Source organism: Bacillus nitratireducens (assembly GCF_036320425.1).
GTDB classification, from domain to species: Bacteria; Bacillota; Bacilli; order Bacillales; family Bacillaceae_G; genus Bacillus_A; species Bacillus_A nitratireducens.
Genome location: NZ_JAUMJO010000001.1, coordinates 54987 through 76668, shown reverse-complemented (window position 1 = coordinate 76668; position 21682 = coordinate 54987). Strand labels below are relative to the sequence as shown.

Annotated in this window: 22 protein-coding genes and 2 pseudogenes; 19 read left to right on the top strand and 5 right to left on the bottom strand. The window is 33.8% G+C overall.

Annotated features, from left to right (window positions below; genetic code table 11):
• Positions 1-190 precede the first annotated feature (190 nt).
• The 4 genes and pseudogenes from Q3V31_RS00425 to Q3V31_RS00410 all read left to right on the top strand — a co-directional run bounded on the left by Q3V31_RS00425 (position 191) and on the right by Q3V31_RS00410 (position 2592).
• Positions 191-778, top strand: a complete 588-nt coding sequence (locus tag Q3V31_RS00425) for a YpjP family protein (RefSeq protein WP_001134410.1) — start codon at positions 191-193, stop codon at positions 776-778.
• A gap of 107 nt (positions 779-885) precedes the next feature.
• Positions 886-1521, top strand: a complete 636-nt coding sequence (locus Q3V31_RS00420; RefSeq protein ID WP_001174998.1) for an HAD family hydrolase — start codon at positions 886-888, stop codon at positions 1519-1521.
• A 1-nt stretch (position 1522) separates the two neighbouring features.
• A pseudogene (locus Q3V31_RS00415) lies at positions 1523-1633 on the top strand (aminoglycoside phosphotransferase); the annotation flags it as partial.
• A 29-nt stretch (positions 1634-1662) separates the two neighbouring features.
• A complete protein-coding gene (locus Q3V31_RS00410) occupies positions 1663-2592 on the top strand; it encodes an aminoglycoside phosphotransferase family protein (RefSeq protein WP_090813237.1) in 930 nt (309 codons plus the stop codon).
• A gap of 36 nt (positions 2593-2628) precedes the next feature.
• Here Q3V31_RS00410 and Q3V31_RS00405 read toward each other — a convergent pair.
• Positions 2629-2766 (bottom strand): annotated as a pseudogene (locus Q3V31_RS00405) (S41 family peptidase); the annotation flags it as partial.
• A gap of 42 nt (positions 2767-2808) precedes the next feature.
• Here Q3V31_RS00405 and Q3V31_RS00400 point away from each other — a divergent pair.
• The 3 genes from Q3V31_RS00400 to Q3V31_RS00390 all read left to right on the top strand — a co-directional run bounded on the left by Q3V31_RS00400 (position 2809) and on the right by Q3V31_RS00390 (position 5801).
• Positions 2809-3669 (top strand): AraC family transcriptional regulator, encoded by an 861-nt coding sequence (locus tag Q3V31_RS00400; protein WP_016129291.1) that lies wholly within the window; start codon positions 2809-2811, stop codon positions 3667-3669.
• 153 nt (positions 3670-3822) lie between these two features.
• A complete protein-coding gene (locus tag Q3V31_RS00395) occupies positions 3823-4932 on the top strand; it encodes an alpha/beta hydrolase (protein WP_000197320.1) in 1110 nt (369 codons plus the stop codon).
• A gap of 8 nt (positions 4933-4940) precedes the next feature.
• Positions 4941-5801 carry a phosphatase PAP2 family protein gene (locus tag Q3V31_RS00390; RefSeq protein WP_000797320.1) on the top strand — a complete coding sequence of 287 codons (861 nt, stop codon included), beginning with the start codon at positions 4941-4943 and terminating at the stop codon, positions 5799-5801.
• A 176-nt stretch (positions 5802-5977) separates the two neighbouring features.
• Here Q3V31_RS00390 and Q3V31_RS00385 read toward each other — a convergent pair whose 3' ends face one another.
• Positions 5978-7432, bottom strand: a complete 1455-nt coding sequence (locus Q3V31_RS00385) for a serine hydrolase (RefSeq protein ID WP_090813238.1) — start codon at positions 7430-7432, stop codon at positions 5978-5980.
• Between the two features lie 199 nt (positions 7433-7631).
• Between Q3V31_RS00385 and Q3V31_RS00380 the strand changes: the two genes are divergently transcribed.
• The 5 genes from Q3V31_RS00380 (at position 7632) to Q3V31_RS00360 (ending at position 12921) form a co-directional block, all read left to right on the top strand.
• Positions 7632-8588 carry a thymidylate synthase gene (locus tag Q3V31_RS00380; protein ID WP_000679625.1) on the top strand — a complete coding sequence of 319 codons (957 nt, stop codon included), beginning with the start codon at positions 7632-7634 and terminating at the stop codon, positions 8586-8588.
• A 19-nt stretch (positions 8589-8607) separates the two neighbouring features.
• Positions 8608-9096, top strand: a complete 489-nt coding sequence (locus Q3V31_RS00375) for a dihydrofolate reductase (protein WP_000637210.1) — start codon at positions 8608-8610, stop codon at positions 9094-9096.
• 155 nt (positions 9097-9251) lie between these two features.
• Positions 9252-11237, top strand: coding sequence for a penicillin-binding protein 3 (gene pbpC / locus Q3V31_RS00370; RefSeq protein WP_090813239.1), 1986 nt, complete (start codon positions 9252-9254; stop codon positions 11235-11237).
• 217 nt (positions 11238-11454) lie between these two features.
• Entirely contained in the window at positions 11455-12090 is a 636-nt protein-coding gene (locus Q3V31_RS00365; protein WP_000170036.1) for an FMN-dependent NADH-azoreductase, read from the top strand.
• 111 nt (positions 12091-12201) lie between these two features.
• On the top strand, positions 12202-12921 hold the full coding sequence (locus tag Q3V31_RS00360) for a lysophospholipid acyltransferase family protein (RefSeq protein WP_000616567.1): 720 nt from the start codon (positions 12202-12204) through the stop codon (positions 12919-12921).
• 41 nt (positions 12922-12962) lie between these two features.
• On the opposite strand, the gene trhA is transcribed toward Q3V31_RS00360, so the two are convergent.
• Positions 12963-13619: a PAQR family membrane homeostasis protein TrhA gene (trhA, locus tag Q3V31_RS00355; protein WP_000136879.1), complete on the bottom strand. Its 657-nt coding sequence runs from the start codon at positions 13617-13619 to the stop codon at positions 12963-12965.
• A 364-nt stretch (positions 13620-13983) separates the two neighbouring features.
• Between trhA and Q3V31_RS00350 the strand changes: the two genes are divergently transcribed.
• The 4 genes from Q3V31_RS00350 to Q3V31_RS00335 all read left to right on the top strand — a co-directional run bounded on the left by Q3V31_RS00350 (position 13984) and on the right by Q3V31_RS00335 (position 16530).
• Positions 13984-14169, top strand: a complete 186-nt coding sequence (locus tag Q3V31_RS00350) for a twin-arginine translocase TatA/TatE family subunit (protein WP_000492443.1) — start codon at positions 13984-13986, stop codon at positions 14167-14169.
• Positions 14170-14211: 42 nt separating this feature from the next.
• Positions 14212-14952 carry a twin-arginine translocase subunit TatC gene (tatC, locus tag Q3V31_RS00345; protein ID WP_000390123.1) on the top strand — a complete coding sequence of 247 codons (741 nt, stop codon included), beginning with the start codon at positions 14212-14214 and terminating at the stop codon, positions 14950-14952.
• A gap of 330 nt (positions 14953-15282) precedes the next feature.
• Positions 15283-15534, top strand: coding sequence for a DUF2535 family protein (locus tag Q3V31_RS00340; protein ID WP_000629009.1), 252 nt, complete (start codon positions 15283-15285; stop codon positions 15532-15534).
• Between the two features lie 153 nt (positions 15535-15687).
• Entirely contained in the window at positions 15688-16530 is an 843-nt protein-coding gene (locus Q3V31_RS00335; RefSeq protein ID WP_033656734.1) for a DegV family protein, read from the top strand.
• A gap of 183 nt (positions 16531-16713) precedes the next feature.
• On the opposite strand, the gene Q3V31_RS00330 is transcribed toward Q3V31_RS00335, so the two are convergent.
• A complete protein-coding gene (locus Q3V31_RS00330; protein ID WP_016129296.1) occupies positions 16714-17688 on the bottom strand; it encodes an MBL fold metallo-hydrolase in 975 nt (324 codons plus the stop codon).
• Positions 17689-18024: 336 nt separating this feature from the next.
• Here Q3V31_RS00330 and Q3V31_RS00325 point away from each other — a divergent pair, with 336 nt between their 5' ends.
• A complete protein-coding gene (locus Q3V31_RS00325) occupies positions 18025-18612 on the top strand; it encodes an SCO family protein (protein WP_000833350.1) in 588 nt (195 codons plus the stop codon).
• Between the two features lie 34 nt (positions 18613-18646).
• Here Q3V31_RS00325 and Q3V31_RS00320 read toward each other — a convergent pair whose 3' ends face one another.
• Positions 18647-19111 carry an Hsp20/alpha crystallin family protein gene (locus Q3V31_RS00320; RefSeq protein WP_001288090.1) on the bottom strand — a complete coding sequence of 155 codons (465 nt, stop codon included), beginning with the start codon at positions 19109-19111 and terminating at the stop codon, positions 18647-18649.
• A gap of 217 nt (positions 19112-19328) precedes the next feature.
• Here Q3V31_RS00320 and asnB point away from each other — a divergent pair, with 217 nt between their 5' ends.
• Together asnB and Q3V31_RS00310 are read left to right on the top strand one after the other, a co-directional pair.
• A complete protein-coding gene (asnB, locus tag Q3V31_RS00315) occupies positions 19329-21230 on the top strand; it encodes an asparagine synthase (glutamine-hydrolyzing) (RefSeq protein WP_000333827.1) in 1902 nt (633 codons plus the stop codon).
• A 92-nt stretch (positions 21231-21322) separates the two neighbouring features.
• A complete protein-coding gene (locus tag Q3V31_RS00310) occupies positions 21323-21682 on the top strand; it encodes a GNAT family N-acetyltransferase (RefSeq protein WP_000627497.1) in 360 nt (119 codons plus the stop codon).

The following is a 21682-nucleotide window of genomic DNA, read 5'->3' as shown; positions in this document are numbered from 1 at the left end:
ATCTAAAGTCATCTGATTGCCTCCTCGTTGTTGTTGTATTTATAGTGTATGAAATCTTACAATTTCATATTCAAGTGAAAAATATGTGAACGTTAACAAAATTGTAAAGTGCAAAAATTACAATCATTTTGTATAATAGAAGAAACAATCGTTATATAAAATATAATGAGCGAAAGGGGAGGGAACATAAATGCCAAATTGGTTTAGAAAAACCTTAGTCGCATTAATTACCGTATTTACATTTGGTTTAGTGACGCCTCCTTCCATATTACTTGATAATGCCAAAGCTGCGGACAAGCCTACGAGCACAGCTGGGCAACAAAATTTGGAGAGTACGTCCTATACATATGAAGAAACGAATGATAGGTTAACCACCGATACATTTATTAATTATGCGATGCAAGAAGCAGAGAAGCAATCTATGCAAAAATTCGGCTCTAAAATTGGGCCTGTAATTGAAGATGAATTTAAAGATGTTGTATTACCTAAAATTGAAGAGGCAATTGCGGAACTTGCCAATGATGTGCCAGAAGAATCGTTACAATCATTAGCGATTTCTCAAAGACCAGCTGGCGGAAATAATGAAAAGATTTTTCATGTTTATGATACGAAATCAGGAAATGACTTACTGAGATTTCATGTGAGGAGAGATCATCCGCCGCAAGATGGATATTATTTTAATTTCCACTATCATCGTTTTGATGATGGATACTCAGGACACCATGAGTTAGGAAATATTTATTGGAATACAAATGTACCGCCGAAATGGCTGTCTTAAAAAAGAACAAGAGAAAATCTTGTTCTTTTTTTATATTTATGAAAGGGTAAGACATTTATGTTGTTGAATAACATATGTTTAGGAAAAAAAGCAAAGGGAGTAAGGGAATGCAAAAATATATCGTTTTTGACTTTGATGGCACATTAGTAGATTCACAAAATATATTTGTACCGATTTATAATCAACTTGCTGAAAAGCACGGATATAAAACGGTAAGGGAAGAAGAAATTGAGTATTTACGTAAATTAACGATGCCAGAGAGATGTAAACAACTCGATGTACCACTGTATAAACTACCGATATTAGCGCTGGAGTTTTATAAATTGTATCAACCTGCTATAAAAGATCTCATTTTGTTCCATGGGATGAAGGATGTATTAGATGAACTACATAAAAAAGGCTACGGAATTGCAGTCATATCATCGAACTCAGAAGAGCATATTCGGGCATTTTTACACAATAATGATATAGAAAATATACAAGAAGTGTATTGCTCTAAAAATTTGTTCGGGAAAGATAAAATGATAAAAAGATTTTTAAAATCGAAAAAGATAACAGAGAAAGATATGTTATATGTCGGTGATGAACAGCGAGATGTAGCCGCTTGTAAAAAGGCAGGGGTGAACGTAATTTGGGTATCTTGGGGGTATGATGTCATTGAAACAGTGAAAAAAGATGCACCAGATTATATGGTCAATACACCAATGGAAATTGTGCAAGTAGTACAAGGGGCGTATTCTTAATATGAATACACTTCGAGCAGGTATTCATCATATAGAATTTTGGGTAGCAAATCTAGAGGAATCCATTTCTTTTTACGATCCGAATGGGTTTATTATAGAAGTGGCGTATACACCAAATGTAGAAATGTAAGGGGAATAAATATGAAAACAATTACAGCATGGCAAAACAATATACAAATAGTAAAAGATGCAGTTAATATTGAAGAAATTTCTAAAGGTTTCTCTCCTGATAAGAAATATATAGTTACGACAATTGATGATGAAAAATATTTGTTACGGATTGGCGATATACGAGAGTATGAAAGAAGGAAAATAGAATTTCAAATTTTAAATGAAATGGTAAAACGTAACGTACAGGCACAAAGGCCGATTGAAATAGGTATATTGGAAGAAGAAGGTGTATATAGTATTTTCTCATATATAGAGGGGGAAGATGCGAAAAAATTGTTGCCTACATATACACCAAAAGAACAATATGAAATTGGTATGGAGGCAGGAAAAGATTTAGCAAAAATGCATACATATGAAGCTCCTAAGGACATACTTCCATGGTATGAAAGAGCAATGAAAAAACATCGAAAATATGTAGAGGCATATAAAACATGTGGAATAAAAATAAAAAATGATGATAAAATCATAAAGTTTATAGATGAAAATGAAATATATGTAAAGAACCGCCCAAATCGATTTCAACATGATGATTTTCATTTAGAGAATATAATTGTACGTGATGCGAAATATGTAGGTGTTGTTGATTTTAATGGCTACGACTGGGGCGATCCACTTCATGATTTCGTAAAAATTGCACTATTTGCAAGGGACATTAGTATTCCTTATTCAATCGGACAAATAGAAGGCTACTTTAATGGGAGAATACCAGAGGAGTTTTGGAATTTATATGCGGTGTACGTTGGCATGACAGTTTTCTCTTCAGTTGTCTGGTCATTACGAGCAGCACCACATATGTTAGATGATACGTTAGAACGCCTTACTATCGTTTTAGAGGATCATAAAAACTTTGAGCTATCAAAGCCAATTTGGTTTCAACCAGAAAAGGCTGATATGAAATAGAAAAGGTAGGTGTGATTCACATCTACCTTTATTTTTTTACCATTCTTCGTTTTTAAGCAGTTGTAATGCTAACTTTAAATCGACATCTTCTTGTATATGTTCCGGAGTCCACGGGATATGTATATGCGGTTGTATACCAATTCCGGACATTCCTTCACCTTTATCTATAATGAGAAACTTGACGACTCCATTATAATAAAAAAAGGGGGTGGATTATTGAAATTCAGGCAAGGTAAATATGAAGAAATAAAATTACGTGATAAAATTCCAGGAATGGTTGAATATATAGAAGACACAATGTTACCTACTGGTTTTCACTATTATATTCCTCCGCACTGGCATAGAAGTATTGAAATTAGCCTAGTCGTATATGGAGAAGTTTTCTTGTATGTGAATGGGCAAAAAAAGAAAGTATCTGCTGGCGAATTTATTTTTGTAAATAGTGGAGATGTTCATGAATTTGAAAAAGTTGAAAATACAAGTTGTGCAGTAATGATGTTAATTATTTCTTATGAATTCCTTAAAGAGCTAAATGAAGATTTTGATAAATATAGATTCAATATAAAGGAATCAGTTGTTCAGAAAACTAACCTCCAGCAAATGTTTTATGAATTAAAGGGGTTAGTCACAAATTCTGATGATTTAACTTACATAAAAATTAATAGTTTAATTTATGAAATTGTTTATATTCTATTGCGATATTGCAAAGATGGGGAGAATATAGACAATGATTTTCAACTTGGAAATAGACAGAAAGAAATGATTACGTATATTTACAAACATTATGATGAGGAACTAAAACTGAAAGATGTGGCCAAATGTTTTTTTGTAAGTGAAGAACATTTTTCACGTATGTTTAAAAAATCGTTCGGATCAAATTTCACCACTTTTTTAACGAGATACAGGCTCTATAAAGCGTATGAAGATATTATTAGAAGTACAAATTCTATACAAGATATAGCGCTGAAACATGGATTTCCAAATGTGAAATCATTTATTTCACAGTTTAAAGACAAATATGGATATACACCATTACAGTATAGGAAAAATAGCACATCAAAAAATGACAATAATTGAATCAGATATGAACAACAATAAAAAAACGTTCCATGGTACATTTTGTACATGGAACGTTTTTAATTTAATAATAGCGTTTGAAGTAAGTTTCAAAGGGGATTTATATAATCCCTAAAAATGAAAACGCTTAAAATGAGAGAGGATGAATATTAGATGACTAGAAAATATGACTTAGACTTATTAGAAAAAATGCAAGAAAAACAAGAAATCATCAATGTGCAGGGGGCAAAAATCTTAGTAAAAAACATACCAGATTGTGATGAAAAAGGTGCTATGGATCCACGTCTTTATAAGGATATGAAGGTTCAAATGAATGTAATGAGGTTTATGCCTAAAAATATGATGAAAATGGATGCTTCTGAAAAATCAGTAAAGAATATGCGAAAACAATTTAATGGAATTAAAAGTGTTCCCATTGTCACTAAAGACATAAATATTACGCATAAAACAGTGAAAGCGGAAGATGGATATGATATTCCGGTAAGAATTTATAATAGTAGTTCTAAACAAGAGAATGCACCAATTCTATACTTTATTCATGGTGGTGGATTTATGGCAGGTTCACCAGATGTAGTAGAAGAACTTGTGAAATTGATAGTGGAAAAAACAGATATATTAGCTGTTTCTGTGGATTATCGATTAGCTCCAGAAAATCCTTTTCCAACTGGGCATACAGATTGTTACACTACTTTAAAGTGGATTTATGAGAATGCTGACACATTAGGTGGTGATAAGAATAATATCTTTGTGGCAGGTGATAGTGCAGGAGGGAACTTAACACAGTATTGTACAACTAAAGATTTGGAAGATGGTAGGAAGTACGTGAAGGGACAGTTGCTACTGTATCCTACAATTAATATGTGTGATTATGAAGATGAGTTTTATTCTTGGAGTATAGATAAATATGAAATTGCTCCAAAGTATAAAAAAGGATTAGAAAAAATGCTTAATATTATGCATTCAATGGTTGGAGGTATGTCAGAAGTACTGGGTACGAAAGAAATTAATTCTAAGTATTTAAGCCCATATGTTGATGTATCCCCAGATTATCCAAGTACATTTATTACGGTAGGAGAGCATGATTTTCTAATGATAGAATGTTTAGCGTATGCAGCTAAATTAACTAACAAAGGAGTTGATACTGAAACAGTCCTTTATCGAGGTTTAGGGCATGCTTATGGAGATAACGTAGGTGTTTATCCTCAAAGTGAAGATTTAGCAATTGAAATGGGGAATTTTATATTAAAGCATAGTAGAAAGTAGGGAGAATGATGAAAAATAGAAAAGTGATATTAATTGTTAGCTTTGCTATTTTACTATGTATCTTTGCGTTTACAGATTTACAAATATCCAATAGTTTATACGAACCAACTAATAAGATCGCTCTTTTTTTACAAGCTATAGGAGAAATTCCTGCTATGCTTATTGCTTTATTTTCTAGTATATATTTATTTGAAACTAGAAAGAATACAGGTTCAAGAGGATATTATCTATCTGGAATTGGCTATGGTATAACCAGTCTCTTATTTGCTTTTATTGCTTCATTTATGCTAGTGCATTATTTAACCATTTCAAAATTTTTAATTCCAATTTTTATGCTTTGCTTTATTGTGGCTTGTTATATGATTTCTAAATCATGGAGTAAATATGATGATGCAAGATTGAGAGACATTGCATTAATGGGATTGTTAAGTGTAGTTATTGTATTAATTACATTTAATTTAATAAAATTAGGATGGGGTAGAGAACGCTATCGTCATATGGTTTCTATTGGATCGTTTGAAGGGTTTTCAAAATGGTTTGTACCTCAGGGAATCGCTAAAAGTGATGAGTTTATGTCGTTTCCATCAGGTCATAGTGCCAATGCTGCGTTAATCATTTGGTTTAGCTTGTTACCGGAATATTTCGCTTCATTAAAGAGAAAGAAAATAGGTGTGTGGATTCTCATTCTGTTGTGGATGATAGTGGTGCCAATTAGTCGTATTATGGTAGGGGCTCATTTTGCCTCGGATGTTACAGTTGGAGTCGCTATCTCGGTAACTGTATTTATGTGTTTGAAAAAAGTTGTTTGGAGAGATAAGAACACTAAATTCGCCGATAACAAGGATGTTATTCCATATTCAGTAAAATGATAATAAGAAAACAATGCTTCATGAAGGATTATTTTGAGATTATATAATGATGAATGGTTTGAGTAGTACTAAAATATCATTAATTTAATTAGATAATCAAATTAATAGTTGTAGATGGGATTTCTACTTGTGAAAAAATAGAGGGAAGCGAAAGCTTCCCTCTATAAAATTAACTATTAAATTTTAGTAAATGTAAGAGGTTGGGTACTTAGCATTGCAGGTACATGTAACTGCAGCGATGGGAATTCACCACTTACATTCATTTCATAAGAGAATAATAAACTCATTTTCATTTGGAATAAATCAACTTCTGCAGAGAATATGTCGTAATGATGATGCCCTAATTGAATATCCAGCTCCATAAATTGTACATATAACGAATCATCTCGTTTGTATACTTGTAATGTCCCGTAAGCAGGATGTTCAAACGTACCAGTGTAGTCCTCTAACTTGTGAGAAGGTGTAGTCCCTTTCATTTGATCAGGGATGGATTCGGTTGCTTCTTTCATCATTTCCTTCATTTTTTCACTATCTTCTACAGCACGTTTATGCCAGTCGATGGACCCTAATCCGAGTAGCTCGTCGTAAATTTGGTTTGCTAGATAAATAGGAAGTAATGTACCTCCAGCATTCGTTAATATAACAAGACCTACATTTTCATTTGGCATAAATGAAACAAACGCTGAAAATCCATCGATATTACCGCCGTGATGAATCATTTTATAACCACGATAAGCGCTAATAAACCAACCAAGCCCATAACTATTTAATGGAGATTCAGGAAGTGATAAAGCTGGTTGATCTGGAATTGAATTATGTGGTGTACACAGTTGTTGTAATAATTCAGGAGAGATTAGTTCATGGTCTCCAAATTTCCCTTTGTTTAAGTGAAGAAGTACCCAATTTGCCATATCTTCAATTGTAGAATTAATACATCCAGCAGCGCCAACTGTATCAATATTACGGAATGGAACTTCTTTTATTTCACCCTCGTTTTCAACGTAAGGTAAAGCGTAATCATCTGTATTTTGTGAGTCTGTAACAGAGAAGTTTGTTTGATCCATATTTAAAGGCTCTAAAATATGTTCTGTAACATATTGTTCCCATGTTTGATTCGTAATGTTTTCTACAATATAACTAATTGTCGCATACATTAAGTTGTTATAAAGAAATGCTGTACGGAACGGAGCATCAAGTGATAAATGTTTTATTTTTTCTACTATATCTTTTCGAGTTAAAGAAGAGCTGTACCAAAGAGCATCATGACGACTTACCCCAGTACGGTGAGAAGCTAAGTCTCGTCCAGTAACTTGTGAGCTAGCAAGTAGTTCAGATAAAGAGAATTTAGGTATATAAGTCTGGACAGGAGTATCCCAATTAAACTTTGTTTGCTGTGCTAATAAACTTAAGGAAAGTGTGCCAAAAGCTTTCGTTGAGGAACCAATTGCGAACCGAGTACTCGGTGTAACAGCCTCTTTTGTCTCTATATTACGATAGCCGAAACCTTCTGAAATAATAACTTCACCATCTTTTATCACAGCTACAGCAGCACCAGGAACATTTAGATCCTTCATCATTTTTTCAACCGTTGTTTGTAAAGAAGTTATAACAGGAGTTTCAATTTTAGACATACTTCTAACCTCCAAATATAAATTTTGTTCTACCGCACTATACTTTCGGTAATAGAAAATGAAAACCTTTTTAATTATGGAAAGTTAATAATTTTGTAAGAATTATTGAAATGAAATTTTATTAATCAGGATTATTAAATTCACTGTTTTTCATGTTATGATAAATTTCATATACGACTGAAAGAAGGTTTTACTACATATGAAACATGCTGAATATGAATATTTAAATTTATGCCGCCATGTAATGGAGCATGGTACGAAGAAAGAAGATCGTACAGGGACAGGCACTGTATCTGTATTTGGATATCAAATGCGTTTTGATCTAAGTAAAGGTTTTCCTTTATTAACGACAAAGAGAGTACCGTTTCGCCTTGTAGCAAGTGAACTGCTTTGGTTTATGAAAGGTGATACAAATATTCGTTATTTATTGCAACATAATAATAATATTTGGAATGAATGGGCGTTTAAGAGCTGGGTAGAAAGCGATGAGTATACTGGCCCTGATATGACAGATTTCGGTCTTCGCTCACAACAAGATGAGGAATTTAAAGTGCAATACGATGAGCAAATGGAATTGTTTAAAAAGAGCGTTTTAGAAGACGATGAATTCTCAACGAAGTTTGGATATTTAGGAGACGTATACGGAAAACAATGGCGTGCTTGGAAAACGACAGCTGGTGAAACACTTGATCAGCTAAAAGATGTAATTGAAATGATTAAGAAAACGCCAGATTCACGTCGCTTAATTGTTTCTGCTTGGAATCCTGAGGATGTACCAAGTATGGCTTTACCGCCTTGTCATACGCTATTTCAATTTTATGTAGCGGACGGAAAACTTTCTTGTCAGCTATATCAAAGAAGTGGAGATATATTCCTTGGAATTCCATTTAACATTGCAAGTTACTCATTGCTAACACATTTAATTGCACATGAATGTGGTCTTGAAGTAGGAGAATTTGTTCATACAATTGGAGATGCACATATTTATACGAATCATTTTGAACAAGTAGAAAAGCAATTGGCACGTGAACCACGTCCATTCCCGAAACTTACATTAAATCCAGATGTAAAATCAGTGTTTGATTTTGAAATGGAAGATTTAACTATTGAAGGATATGATCCGCATCCAGCAATTAAAGCACCGGTTGCAGTATAATTGTAGAGGAGATGACAAAATGATTGTTTCATTTATGGTCGCAATGGACGAGAATAGAGTAATTGGGAAAGATAATAACTTACCTTGGCGTTTACCGAGTGAATTACAATACGTGAAGAAAACGACGATGGGCCACCCGCTTATTATGGGAAGAAAAAACTATGAAGCGATTGGTAGACCGCTTCCAGGAAGACGTAATATTATCGTAACACGTAACGGTGATTACCATGTAGAAGGTTGTGAAGTTGCTCATACTGTAGAAGAAGTGTTTGAACTATGTAAAAATGAAGAAGAGATTTTTATTTTTGGTGGAGCGCAAATTTATGATCTCTTTTTACCTTACGTAGACAAATTATATATAACAAAAATCCACCATGCATTTGAAGGGGATACATTCTTCCCAGAAATGGATATGACGAATTGGAAAGAGATTTTTGTAGAAAAAGGTTTAACGGATGAAAAAAATCCGTATACGTACTATTACCATGTATATGAGAAGCAACAATAATAATAAAGATTGATGTGAACATTCACATCAATCTTTTTATTTGTATTCATTAATATAAGTTTATAGATGATATTCAATAGTGCTATAATGAAATCTAGCATGTAAAAATGCTAAAATTTTCAAAAGTATTCATATAGAAAGAGGAGGAGAATCGATTGAGAAAGATATGGGGGATTCTATTTCTTTGCTTAACATTCATGTTAGTCGGATGCGGTAAAGAAGAAAAACCACAAGAAGCGTTTGATACATATGCAAAAGCATGGAATAAACAAAAATTTGCAGATATGTATGATCAATTATCAGAAAATGCAAAAAAAGATATTTCAAAGAAAGAGTTTACTGAGAAATATGAAAAGATTTATTCTGGTATCGAAGTGAAAGACTTAAAGGTAGAAACAGGGGAAGTAAAAGAAGATAAAAAAGATGAAGGCCCTGTTCCTTTTAAGGTAAGCATGGATACTGTTGGTGGTAAAATCACTTTTGGCCATGAAGCAAAAATGGTGAAAGAAAAAGATGGAGATAAAGAATCTTGGAAAATAGATTGGACTCCTGATTTTATATTCCCAGGTATGACAAAAGATAGTAAAGTGCGTATGCAAACGACGCAACCAAAACGTGGAGAAATATATGACCGTAACGGTAAATATCTTGCGGTAAATGGTAAAGCTTCTGAAATCGGAATGATTCCTGAAAAGTTAGGGGATGCTGCTCCGCAATCGAAAGAAACGGTAGCGAAGTTGTTAAATATGTCTGTAGAAGAAATTGATCAAAAACTAGCTGCTAAATGGGTAAAACCAGGGTATCTCGTACCAATTGGAATTTTACCTGAAGGGGCAACTCAAAATACGTATCTTGATTTACCTGGTGTTGTAACAAAACCTGTAAATGTTCGTACATATCCGTTAGGAGAAGCAGCGGCGCATCTTACTGGCTATATTGGAAAAGTGAATGCTGAAGACTTAAAAACGCTACAAAAGAAAGGCTATCAAGCCGATGAGCCAGTTGGTAAAGCTGGATTAGAGCAAGTATTAGAAGAAAAGCTGCGCGGTAAAAAAGGTGGCCGTGTCTTTGTAGAAGATGCGCAAGGAAAAGAAATTAAAAATTTAGTGAAAACAGATGCTGTTGATGGAGAAAATGTAACTTTAACGATTGATAGTGCTGTTCAATTCGAAATTTATAATGAAATGAAAAATGAGGCAGGGTCAAGCGCAGCAATTAATCCAAAGACTGGAGAAACAATTGCACTTGTGAGCACGCCAGCTTATAACCCAAATACCCTTACAAGAGGGGCGTCAAAAGCGCAACGCGATGCGGTAAATAATGATCCGAAAAAACCAATGACGAATCGATTTACACAATTATCGGTACCAGGTTCTGTATTTAAGCCTATTACAGCTGCAATCGGTCTTGAAACGAAAACAATCGATCCGAAAGAAGAGTTGAAAATTGAAGGATTGAAATGGACAAAAGATTCTTCTTGGGGTAATTATTATGTAACGCGTGTAAAAGATGCAAATCCGATTGATTTTGATAAAGCGATGAAATACTCGGATAATATTTATTTCGCACAAGAAGCTTTGAAAATCGGAAAAGATAAATTTATGAGTGAAGCGAAAAAATTCGGATTCGATGAGAAATTACCAATTGAATATGGATTCCCAGCTTCTAAAATCGCAAATGATGGGATTAAAAATGATATTCAAATGGCAGACACAGGTTATGGACAAGGGCAAGTATTAATGACGCCACTCCATCTAGCGTTAACGTATGCACCAATTGTTAATGATGGAAACATACCTTCTCCATATATTATTAAAACAGATAAGCAACCAAAAGTTTGGAAAGAGAATGTCATTTCAAAAGGCAATCAGGATATATTAAAGACTGCTATGACGAAAGTAATTAATGATCCAGATGGTACTGGGAAAATTGCTAAAATTGATGGTAAGACGCTTGCTGGAAAAACAGGTACAGCGGAATTAAAAGTATCAAAAGAGGCCGAAGGAAAAGAACTAGGTTGGTTCGCTGCGTTTGATTTAAATTCACCTGATATGGTCATTACAATGATGATTGAAGACGTAAAAGGTAGAGGTGGAAGTAATATTCCAGCTGAAAAAGTTAAACATGTTTTTCAAAAATAGAAAATGATGAGAGCTACCTCCATGGAATATGGAGGTAGTTTTTTATTTCGTCAGAAACTTAATATATTAGTATTATTTATTAACTTACGAAAAAAAAGTAGCTATTTTTATTGACAACAATTAAAACTTTTCGTATTATACTTACATAAGGTAAGTTATTTACTTTCAAATTATAAATCTTGAATTAAAGATAAATTAGAAAAAGGGAGAGAATACAATGACAAAAGTACTATTTATCACAGCAAATCCAAATTCAGCAGAAGGTTCTTTCGGTATGGCAGTAGGAGAAGCTTTCATCGAAGCTTATAAAAACGAGCATCCACAAGACGAAGTTGTAACAGTTGATTTATTCAATACTACTGTACCAGCAATTGATGCAGATGTATTTGCTGCTTGGGGTAAATTTGCAGCAGGTGAAGGCTTTGAAACTTTAACAGAAGTTCAACAACAAAAAGTTGCAGCAATGAACACAAACTTAGAAACATTTATGCATGCAGATCGTTATGTATTCGTAACTCCAATGTGGAACTTTAGCTATCCACCAGTAGTAAAAGCATACTTAGATAACTTAGCGATCGCAGGTAAAACATTCAAATATACTGAAAATGGTCCAGTTGGCTTATTAGAAGGCAAAAAAGCACTTCACATTCAAGCGACAGGTGGCGTTTATTCTGAAGGAGCATACGCAGCTGTAGACTTCGGTCGTAATCACTTGAAAACAGTATTAGGATTCATCGGTGTAAATGAAACTGAATATATTGCAGTTGAAGGTATGAATGCAAATCCTGAAAAAGCACCAGAAATTAAAGAAGCAGCAATTGCTAACGCACGTGAATTAGCAAAACGTTTCTAATATAGACTACTTAAAGATGTCCAAACACTTGTTGTTTGGACATTTTTTCTTCTTTTTCCTTCGTTTGTCTAGTATAATGAAGGTCGGAATGATAATAGGTGGGGGTTCTGTATGATTCAAACGTTTTTTAAAATCTTTTATTTAATTTTAATCGTAATTGCGATTACACCGAGAATGTGGCGTCTTAAAAAACAAGTAAATACGATGTCACCGCAAGAAAAAGATAATGCTGTGTATAAAACGACAAATTGGTTTGGTAAAAAAATGGTACGTGTAGCTGGTGGGGCAGTAGAAGTAAAAGGGCTTGAAAATGTTCCGAAAGACAAGCCGGTACTAGTTGTAAGTAATCATCAAAGTAATATGGATATCCCTGTTTTACTAGGTTACTTAAATAAACCAATTGGATTCGTTTCAAAGGCAGAGATTAAGAAATTTCCAGTTGTACCAACTTGGATGGAACTTATGAATTGTGTATTTATGGTTCGTAATGATCGTCGTCAATCTCTTCAAGCGATTAAAGATGGAATTGAACTATTAAAGAATGGACATTCTATCGTAATTTTCCCTGAAGGAACGAGAAGTAAGGGTGGCGAAATTGGAGAGTTTAAAGCTGGTAGTTTTCACCTAGCAGTAAAATCTGGTGTAGCAATCTTACCTGTAACGTTAGATGGTACATATAAAATGTTTGAAGCGAATGGAAATCGTATGAAATCAGCTCATGCAACAGTAACAATTTCTAAGCCGATTACACCTGAAGAGTATGCGAATATGGATATTAAAGAGTTAACGAAGCATACACAGGATGTTATCGCATCACAATTACATAAGTAATAAAAAAGGTTTCAGCTTAATATAAGCTGAAACCTTTTTTATTACGCTGCAGGTAAGACGTAAAAGAGTACACAGAAGAACATCATTGCACTACCGCCTAAAACGAAGAGGTGCCAAATGGCATGGTTGAAAGGTAGCTTTTCCCAAAGGAAGAAGATTGCCCCGACTGAATATAAAATGCCACCTGCTAAAAGTAGTGAAAAACCATGTCCAGTTAGATTTTCATAAAGTGGTTTAATAGCAACGATTATGAGCCATCCCATAATGATATAACATAAAGTTGATGCTTTTATAAAGCGACGTACAAAGAAAATTTTGAAGACAATACCGCCAATTGCAAGTGTCCATATAATAGCGAGTAACGTCCAGCCTAAAGGTCCACGAAGTGTAATAAGTAGAAACGGAGTATATGTGCCAGCGATTAATAAATAGATGGCTGAGTGATCTAAAATAGTAAATAATTTTTCTACCTTTGGATGGTGAATGCTATGTAGCAACGTTGAAAATAAGTACAGTAAGAACATGCTTACACCATAAACAGTAAATGCAACAACAGCAGATGCAGTACCATGTTTAGAAGCATGAATAATTAATATAATTAAGGCAGGGATGCTTAAAATGGCACCGATACCATGTGTAATTGCATTTGCAATTTCTTCTTTCACAAAATGTGTCATTCGTGTCATTTTTTCAGTCATAATGCAAATCCTTTCTATTATCATAAAGTGAAACTTTAATCAGTGGGGGTTTTGTTCATCCCCCATTGATTATTAGTTGAACCAATCGGGCTTTTACGGGCAGTTGATCCCCACCTAACTTCTTTGCTTTCGCTGGATTTTGAGGTGGGGGTCTTACTGCCCGTTAATGCGGGATAAAATAATATGTCGTTTCCCTTACCATATCATACACAAAGACAATAGAAAATGAAATTTGTATAATTGATTATATTTTTGAATTTTTTTGACAAAAGACAACGGACTTGTTGACGTTTTCAAACTTTTTTGACAAAATAAAATTATGTAATAGTAGGACAAGAAATCTACTAAAAAAGGGGATGGGGAAATGTTTTCAAATATTGGCTTTCCAGGGTTAATTTTAATTTTAGTAGCTGTACTCATTTTATTTGGACCTAAAAAATTGCCGGAAATCGGGAAGGCTTTAGGGGAAACGTTAAAAGAATTCAAAAAATCAACGAAAGAATTGACAGATGATGCATTTCAAGAGAAGGAAAAGAAAGAAAAAATGTAATGAATTTTCCTTGTAATGGATAAATAAAGTGTGGTGAACGAGATGGAAGATCGGGAAATGAGCGTAGTAGAACATATAGTTGAGCTTCGCAAACGAGTAATATATACAGTGCTATCCTTTGTGCTATTTTTAATTATTGGATTTACTTTTACGAAGGATATTTATTTTTGGCTTGTAAAAGATTTACCAATGAAATTAACTGTTCTCGGTCCAAGTGATGTATTGTGGATTTTTTTCTCGATTGCCACAGTATTTGCTATCGTTTGTACAATTCCTTTTGCTGCTATACAAATTTGGTTATTTGTAAAACCGGGTTTACATCCAAATGAACAAAAGATGACAGTGATGTATATACCGGTATTGTCTATATTATTTATTGCAGGTTTATGCTTTGGATATTTCATTGTAATGCCGTTTTTATTTCATTTTTTAACTACGATAGGTAATGAAATGTTTAATACGATGTTTACGACAGAAAAGTATTTTCATTTTGTTCTCAATTTAACAGTTCCATTTGCTGTAATTTTTGAATTGCCTGTAGTAGTAATGTTTTTAACGAGTATTGGACTGTTGACGGCGGAATTTCTAATAAAAATAAGAAGGTATGCATACGTAGCATTGATTATCATTGCATCGTGTATATCGCCGCCTGATTTTTTATCACATAGTTTAGTAGCGGTACCGCTGATTTGTATTTATGAAATTAGTATCGCTCTATCAAAGATTGTTAGTAAACGCAAAAAGAAAAGAGAAGAAATACAGTCTAAAAGTGCCTCTTTATAAAGGCACTTTTTAATTTATTTGTTATACTCTAGATATAATCGTATACAATATATAGAAGAAAAAAATTATAGAATCTCCAAAATTTAGACAAACTTTTCACTTTTATAAGTTTATACTGAAGTTATCTAGCTATATATGGGTAATAAGACTCCCGTCTCAAGGGATATATAGGACAGGGGCCGAATTAGGTGGATATAAATGAAGTATTAACTTCTAAACGGGGGCCGCTTAAGAATATTTTAGTTTTCATAGGAAACCTACACTTGAAAAACGTGTTAAAGAATAAAGTGGAGGAAGTTCAAAAATCCAACGAAAAAGAGGATTGATATTGTGATTACGAAAAGTTTTTATTTCACTCATGCAACAGGGAGTTGTATTAAAATATTTGAAATCCCTGTCCTACAAACACAGCATCCATTAGCGTTTCTAATTCAGTCTCGTCTTCAATTGTTTATTGCAAAAATTCAAAAACATAAAAATCCAAGATTCTCGTACTCTTTCCGTGAATATTTACAAAGTTGTTTGAAGTGGAATGATTATTCAAATGTATATAAAACAAATACTCTGGAAAAGAATGCATAATATACAGCAGGGACAGAGTTAAATAGGCTCTGTCTTTTTCATTTTAGGTATAAAAATATAATTAATTTGGTGAAATTTGTTCTAAATTGTTGAAAGCACTGGGAATGCTAGTATAATAACAGGGAGAGCGTATTGGAAAGGGAAGAATATAATATGCAAAAAATTAAAATTGTAACAGATTCAACTGCAGATTTAGCGCAGGATGTAATCGAAAAGTATGGCATTCATGTGCTACCATTATCAATCTCTGTAAATGGACAAACATATTTAGATCGTGTTGATTTACAACCTGATGAATTTATTGAAGAAATGATCAAATCAGAGGAATTACCAAAAACATCACAACCGGCAATGGGTACATTTGTAGAAATGTATGACAAGTTAGGTGAAGATGGAAGTGAAGTACTTTCCATTCATATGACAAGTGGAATGAGTGGTACTGTGGCAACTGCCAATAGTGCTGCATCAATGACCGATACAAAAGTAACAGTTGTTGATTCTCAATTTATTACACATGCTTTAGCATATCAAGTAGTTGAAGCTGCGAAAATGGCAAATGAAGGACGCTCACTAGAAGAAATTATAAAACGTGTAGATGAAGTGAGAAAGAATACTCGTTTATATGTAGTAGTAGATACATTAGAAAACTTAGTGAAGGGTGGGCGTATCGGTAAAGGAAAAGCGTTTATCGGTTCGCTACTTAATATAAAACCAATTGCTAGCCTTGAAGATGGTGTTTATAACCCTGTAACGAAAGTGCGTAGCCAAGGTCAAATTGTAAAAACGTTAGCTAAGTTATTTGAGGAAGATACAGCTGGAAAAGTTGTAAAAGCTGTTGCAATTCCACATGCGAAAGCAATTCCTTTAGCTGAAAATGTAAAAGCGGCTGTTGAAAAAGTGAGTGGATTTGCTCAATCAGAAATTTTCTATACAACGCCTATTATTAGTACTCATACAGGTCCGGGAGCAATCGGATTTATGTATTTAGCAGAGTAATAAAAAAGCTACTTGAAATGAATTTTCAAGTAGCTTTTTTATGTGAAAATAACATAGGAAATGAGAAGGGCTATACAGGCGCTACCGCTAATAATATAGCGAGTCTGTAAATAATTTTTCATAGAAATCACCCTTTTCGATTTTCTAAAGTATATGATAAATCATTTAAAAAAAGTAGCGTAGTTATACATGAGTGGTTTCTGTGATTTTTTCTGTTCTTTCCTCTGAAATAATAGGGCTATAAGTGAAAGTTTGACCTAAAAAGAGAACATGCAGTTGTTCCCATGGTAGTATTCGTAAATTCCAGTTATTTCGTAGTCTTGTTATTGCTTCTCTTGGTGTTTCATCTGCTAAAGCAAAAGTACCGTAGTGCATTGGAATGAAATGTGTAGCTTTTATATCTAAATAGGCTTGCACAGCTTCTTCAGGTGAAACGTGGGACACTTTCATAAACCATTCTGGTTCATAGGCACCAATTGGCATAAGTGCAATATCAATTGAAAAACGGTTTCCGATTTCTTTAAAACCTTGGAAATAACCACTATCACCACAAAAATAAATGGTTTCTGAAGAAGTCATATTATCAATGATCCATCCTCCCCAGTGAGATGTATTCATATCAAATAAGGATCTTCTCGTCCAGTGCTGGGCGGGTACGAAGTGAAAGGAAACATCATTAATTGTTGTGTTTTCCCACCAATTATACTCTTCTACGTTAGTGAATTTTTTGCGAGTAAATAATTTTTTCAGCCCAATAGGTACAAGGTATAGAACATCATTATTTAGCTGGCGAAGAGATGAAAAGTCTAAATGATCGTAATGACCGTGTGAAATAAGAACGATATCAATTTTCGGTAGTTCTTTTATAGAGAGCCCTGGCTCAGTAAGTCGTGGAACCAACTTTAATTTATTTGCCCATACTGGATCTGTTAAAATATTTAAGCCGTTCGTTTGAATGAGAAAAGTGGAATGACCAATCCATGTGACAGTTGTTTTTTCAAAGTTATTAAGCAAAAATTTACTTTGTTTAACAGGTGATTGTTCTACTAGAAAAGAAAAGTCTTTTTTGTTTTGCTTTCTCTCTTTACGCCAGCGTAGGAAGGAGCGAATCGATTTTTTTGTACTTACATTATCCATATTTTCATAGCGCTTAGCCATGAACATCACCTCATTTAAAATCGTTGTAGTTGTATTGTACCGAAATGTTGTTAAGGAATACAGTGTTTAACATGGATTAATGTTTAAGTAATTGTAAAAAAACAGGGGATAGGTATTTACAAATTTAACAATGAACTTTGTTTCGTACATAATGTTAAGAGAAATAATAGTAGTAAAATATATTTTGTCTAGTAATTAGCTTTAAATAAAGAAGTAACATACGTAAAATCGTACGATTTCGTGAACAAATGACGTAAACAATTTTCTCATAGTGTTTACTTTTGTTATGATATACATTACTTACATAAATTAAGGAAAGAGAAAAGAGGTTTAATAATGAAGCGTTATCAAAAGTTAATTGGTCTTATGGTTGTATTTTGTCTCTTTGTACTTGCAGGTTGTAGCAGTTCAGGTTCAAAATTACGTAAACCGTTAAACTGGGATTTAGAAACTTTCCAATTTACAAATCAAGAAGGAAAGCCATTTGGTACAAAAGATTTAAAAGGGAAAGTTTGGGTAGCGGATTTCATGTTTACAAACTGTCAAACAGTTTGTCCGCCAATGACTGCTAATATGGCTAAATTACAGAAAATGGCTAAGGAAGAGAAACTGGATGTTGAGTTTGTTTCGTTTAGTGTAGATCCTGAACTTGATAAACCAGAAAATTTGAAAGCTTTCATTCAAAAGTTTACAGAAGATACAAGTAACTGGAACTTGTTAACAGGGTATTCACTGGAGGAAATTACAAAGTTTTCAAAAGATAACTTCCAATCGCTTGTAGATAAACCAGAAGATGGGCAAGTAATACACGGTACATCTTTTTATTTAATCGATCAAAATGGAAAAGTAATGAAAAAGTATAGTGGCATTAGTAATACGCCATACGAAGATATTATACGTGATATGAAGCGATTAGCGGATTAAAAAGAAGGGTGCATAGCACCCTTCTTTTTTTACATTAGTCTATGGATAAAATGTCATGCTGCTGTGGAAGTTTTGGTGCACGAATTTCTAATACGCCGTTTTGATAAGAAGCTTTCGCTGCTTTTTTATTAATTGAGTATGGTAACTTAATCAATCTTGATGCTTCTGAAATGGAACGTTCTCGGCGATAATAGTTATGAGATGTTTGTTCTTCTTCCTCATCAAGTATCTCTTCTTTTACAGAGACTTTTAAGTATTCACTTTGTATTTCAATTCGAATTTGTTCTTTTTGTATACCTGGTAGTTCAGCTGTAACAACGAGTTCTTCACCAACTTCATATAAATCTACAGGGAATGTTAATAAACGGTTTCCTTTTTGGAAAAAATGATTTAAATCAGCGATTACATTGCGAAGTGGTGTTTGCTCGAAGAAATCATCAATTTGCTTTAAATAATTGCGAACCGGTGGGCGAGAAGAATCTTTTTTTTCTTCACTCATGGTATTCCCTCCTAGAAATCAATATGCAATATCATATGACAAAAGCGGAGAAAGGTGATTGCCTAGTTTTCATGTTTTCATAAAAAATTGTTAAAAATGTGAAATGGAGTGATTTTTTTATAGTTTTTGGTCGCCATATTCAGTTGATTATGCTAGTATAAATAGGGTTGATATAGTAGTATAGAGACAGAATGAAAACTGAAAGAGGGTAAGAAGTATGTGTGGTTTTGTAGGATGTTTATGTGAAAACCCTAGAGAGTTTTCAGAAACAGAAAAACATCAATTTGAAAATATGAACACGATGATTTTCCACCGCGGTCCAGATGACGAAGGATATTTTCGTGATGAACATGTACAATTTGGCTTCCGCCGTTTAAGCATCATTGACTTAGAGGCAGGACATCAGCCGCTAACTTATGAAAATGATCGATATGTAATTATTTTTAATGGTGAAATTTACAATTATGTAGAATTACGTGAAATGTTACTTGAAAAAGGCGCAACGTTTGCAACGCAATCTGATACAGAAGTTATCATTGCATTGTATGCACATATGAAAGAAAAATGTGTAGACTACCTTCGTGGTATGTTCGCATTTATGATTTGGGATCGTGAAGAAAAGACACTTTTCGGTGCACGTGACCACTTTGGCATTAAGCCTTTATACATCGCACAACAAGGTGATACTACATTCTTCGCATCTGAGAAGAAAAGTATTATGCATGTAATGGAAGACAAAGGGGTAAACCCAACGTCACTACAACATTACTTTACGTACCAATATGGTCCAGAGCCAGAAACATTAACAATTGATGTTAATAAAATTGAGCCTGGTCATTACTTCGTAAAAGAAATCGGTAAAGAGATGGAAATCCATCGTTACTGGAATCCTTATTTCAACGCTTCAAGCGCAACGAAAGAGGAACATATCCAAGCAATTCGTGATGTATTATACGATTCTGTAAAAGTGCATATGCGTAGTGATGTACCAGTAGGTTCATTCCTTTCTGGTGGTATCGATTCATCTATTATTGCTTCTATCGCAAGAGAAATGAACCCAAATCTTTTAACATTTTCTATTGGTTTTGAGCAACGCGGTTTCAGTGAAGTTGACGTTGCGAAAGAAACTGCTGAGAAATTAGGAGTTAAAAACCATAACGTATTCATTTCAGCGCAAGAGTTTATGGATGAGTTCCCAAAAATCATTTGGCATATGGATGATCCTTTAGCAGATCCAGCAGCTGTACCATTGTATTTCGTTGCGAAAGAAGCACGTAAACATGTAACGGTTGTTCTTTCTGGTGAAGGTGCAGACGAGCTATTTGGTGGATATAACATTTATCGTGAGCCAAACTCTTTAAAAATGTTCTCTTACATTCCTAGCCCAGGAAAGAGCGTTCTAAAGGCATTAAGTGGTGCTCTTAAAGAAGGATTTAAAGGGAAAAGCTTCTTAGAGCGTGGATGTACGCCAATTGAAGAGCGTTACTATGGAAATGCGAAAATCTTCCGTGAAGAAGAGAAAGCTGAATTAATGAAGTATTACGATGAAAGTGTTAACTATATGGATATCACGAAACCATTGTATAACGAAATTAAAGATTATGATGATGTAAGTAAAATGCAGTACATTGACATGTTCACATGGTTACGCGGCGATATTTTATTAAAAGCTGATAAAATGACGATGGCAAATTCATTAGAACTTCGTGTACCGTTCTTAGATAAAGAAGTATTTGACGTTGCATCTAAAATTCCGACTGAATTTAAAATTGCTAACGGAACTACGAAAGCTATTTTACGTGAAGCAGCACGTGGCATTGTTCCAGATCACGTATTAGATCGTAAAAAGCTTGGATTCCCAGTACCAATTCGTCACTGGTTAAAAGATGAAATGCACGATTGGGCTATAAATATTATTAAAGAAAGCAAAACGGATCATTTAATCGACAAACAGTATGTATTAAACTTACTGGAAGCACATTGTGCAGATAAAGGCGATTATAGCCGTAAAATTTGGACTGTACTTGCGTTTATGGTATGGCATCAAATTTATGTTGAGCATAAATACGATACGAATAAGTTCCACGAAGAAACAAAGCGTGCGTATAGCTTAGTTTAATAAAAAAACCTTAAGGTCGTATTCGGCTTTAAGGTTTTTTTCATAAATTGTAATTATAATTGATACAATAATAGTAAAAGGATGGACAACATATGATTACGTTTGAGAAAGTAAATACAGAAAATGAAAGCGTTGTAAAAGAAATGTTTCACTCACACAGCTTAGATATGAAAAAGGTTCAGTATTGTGTAAAAGTTGATGATACATATATTGGTGTAATAGATTATAGTGTCCAAGAAGAGAGTGCTATTTTGTCACAGTTAATTATTCATTTTGATTATCAAGGTTATGGATACGGGACGAATACGTATTTTACATTTGAAGAAATAATGAAACAGAGAAATGTGAATGAAATAAAAGTATTGCAAGAGGTGTTTACGGAACAAGCTAAATCTTTCATAGTGGGATCTGGTTTTATTGAGGAAAATGGAATATATGTAAAGAAAATATAG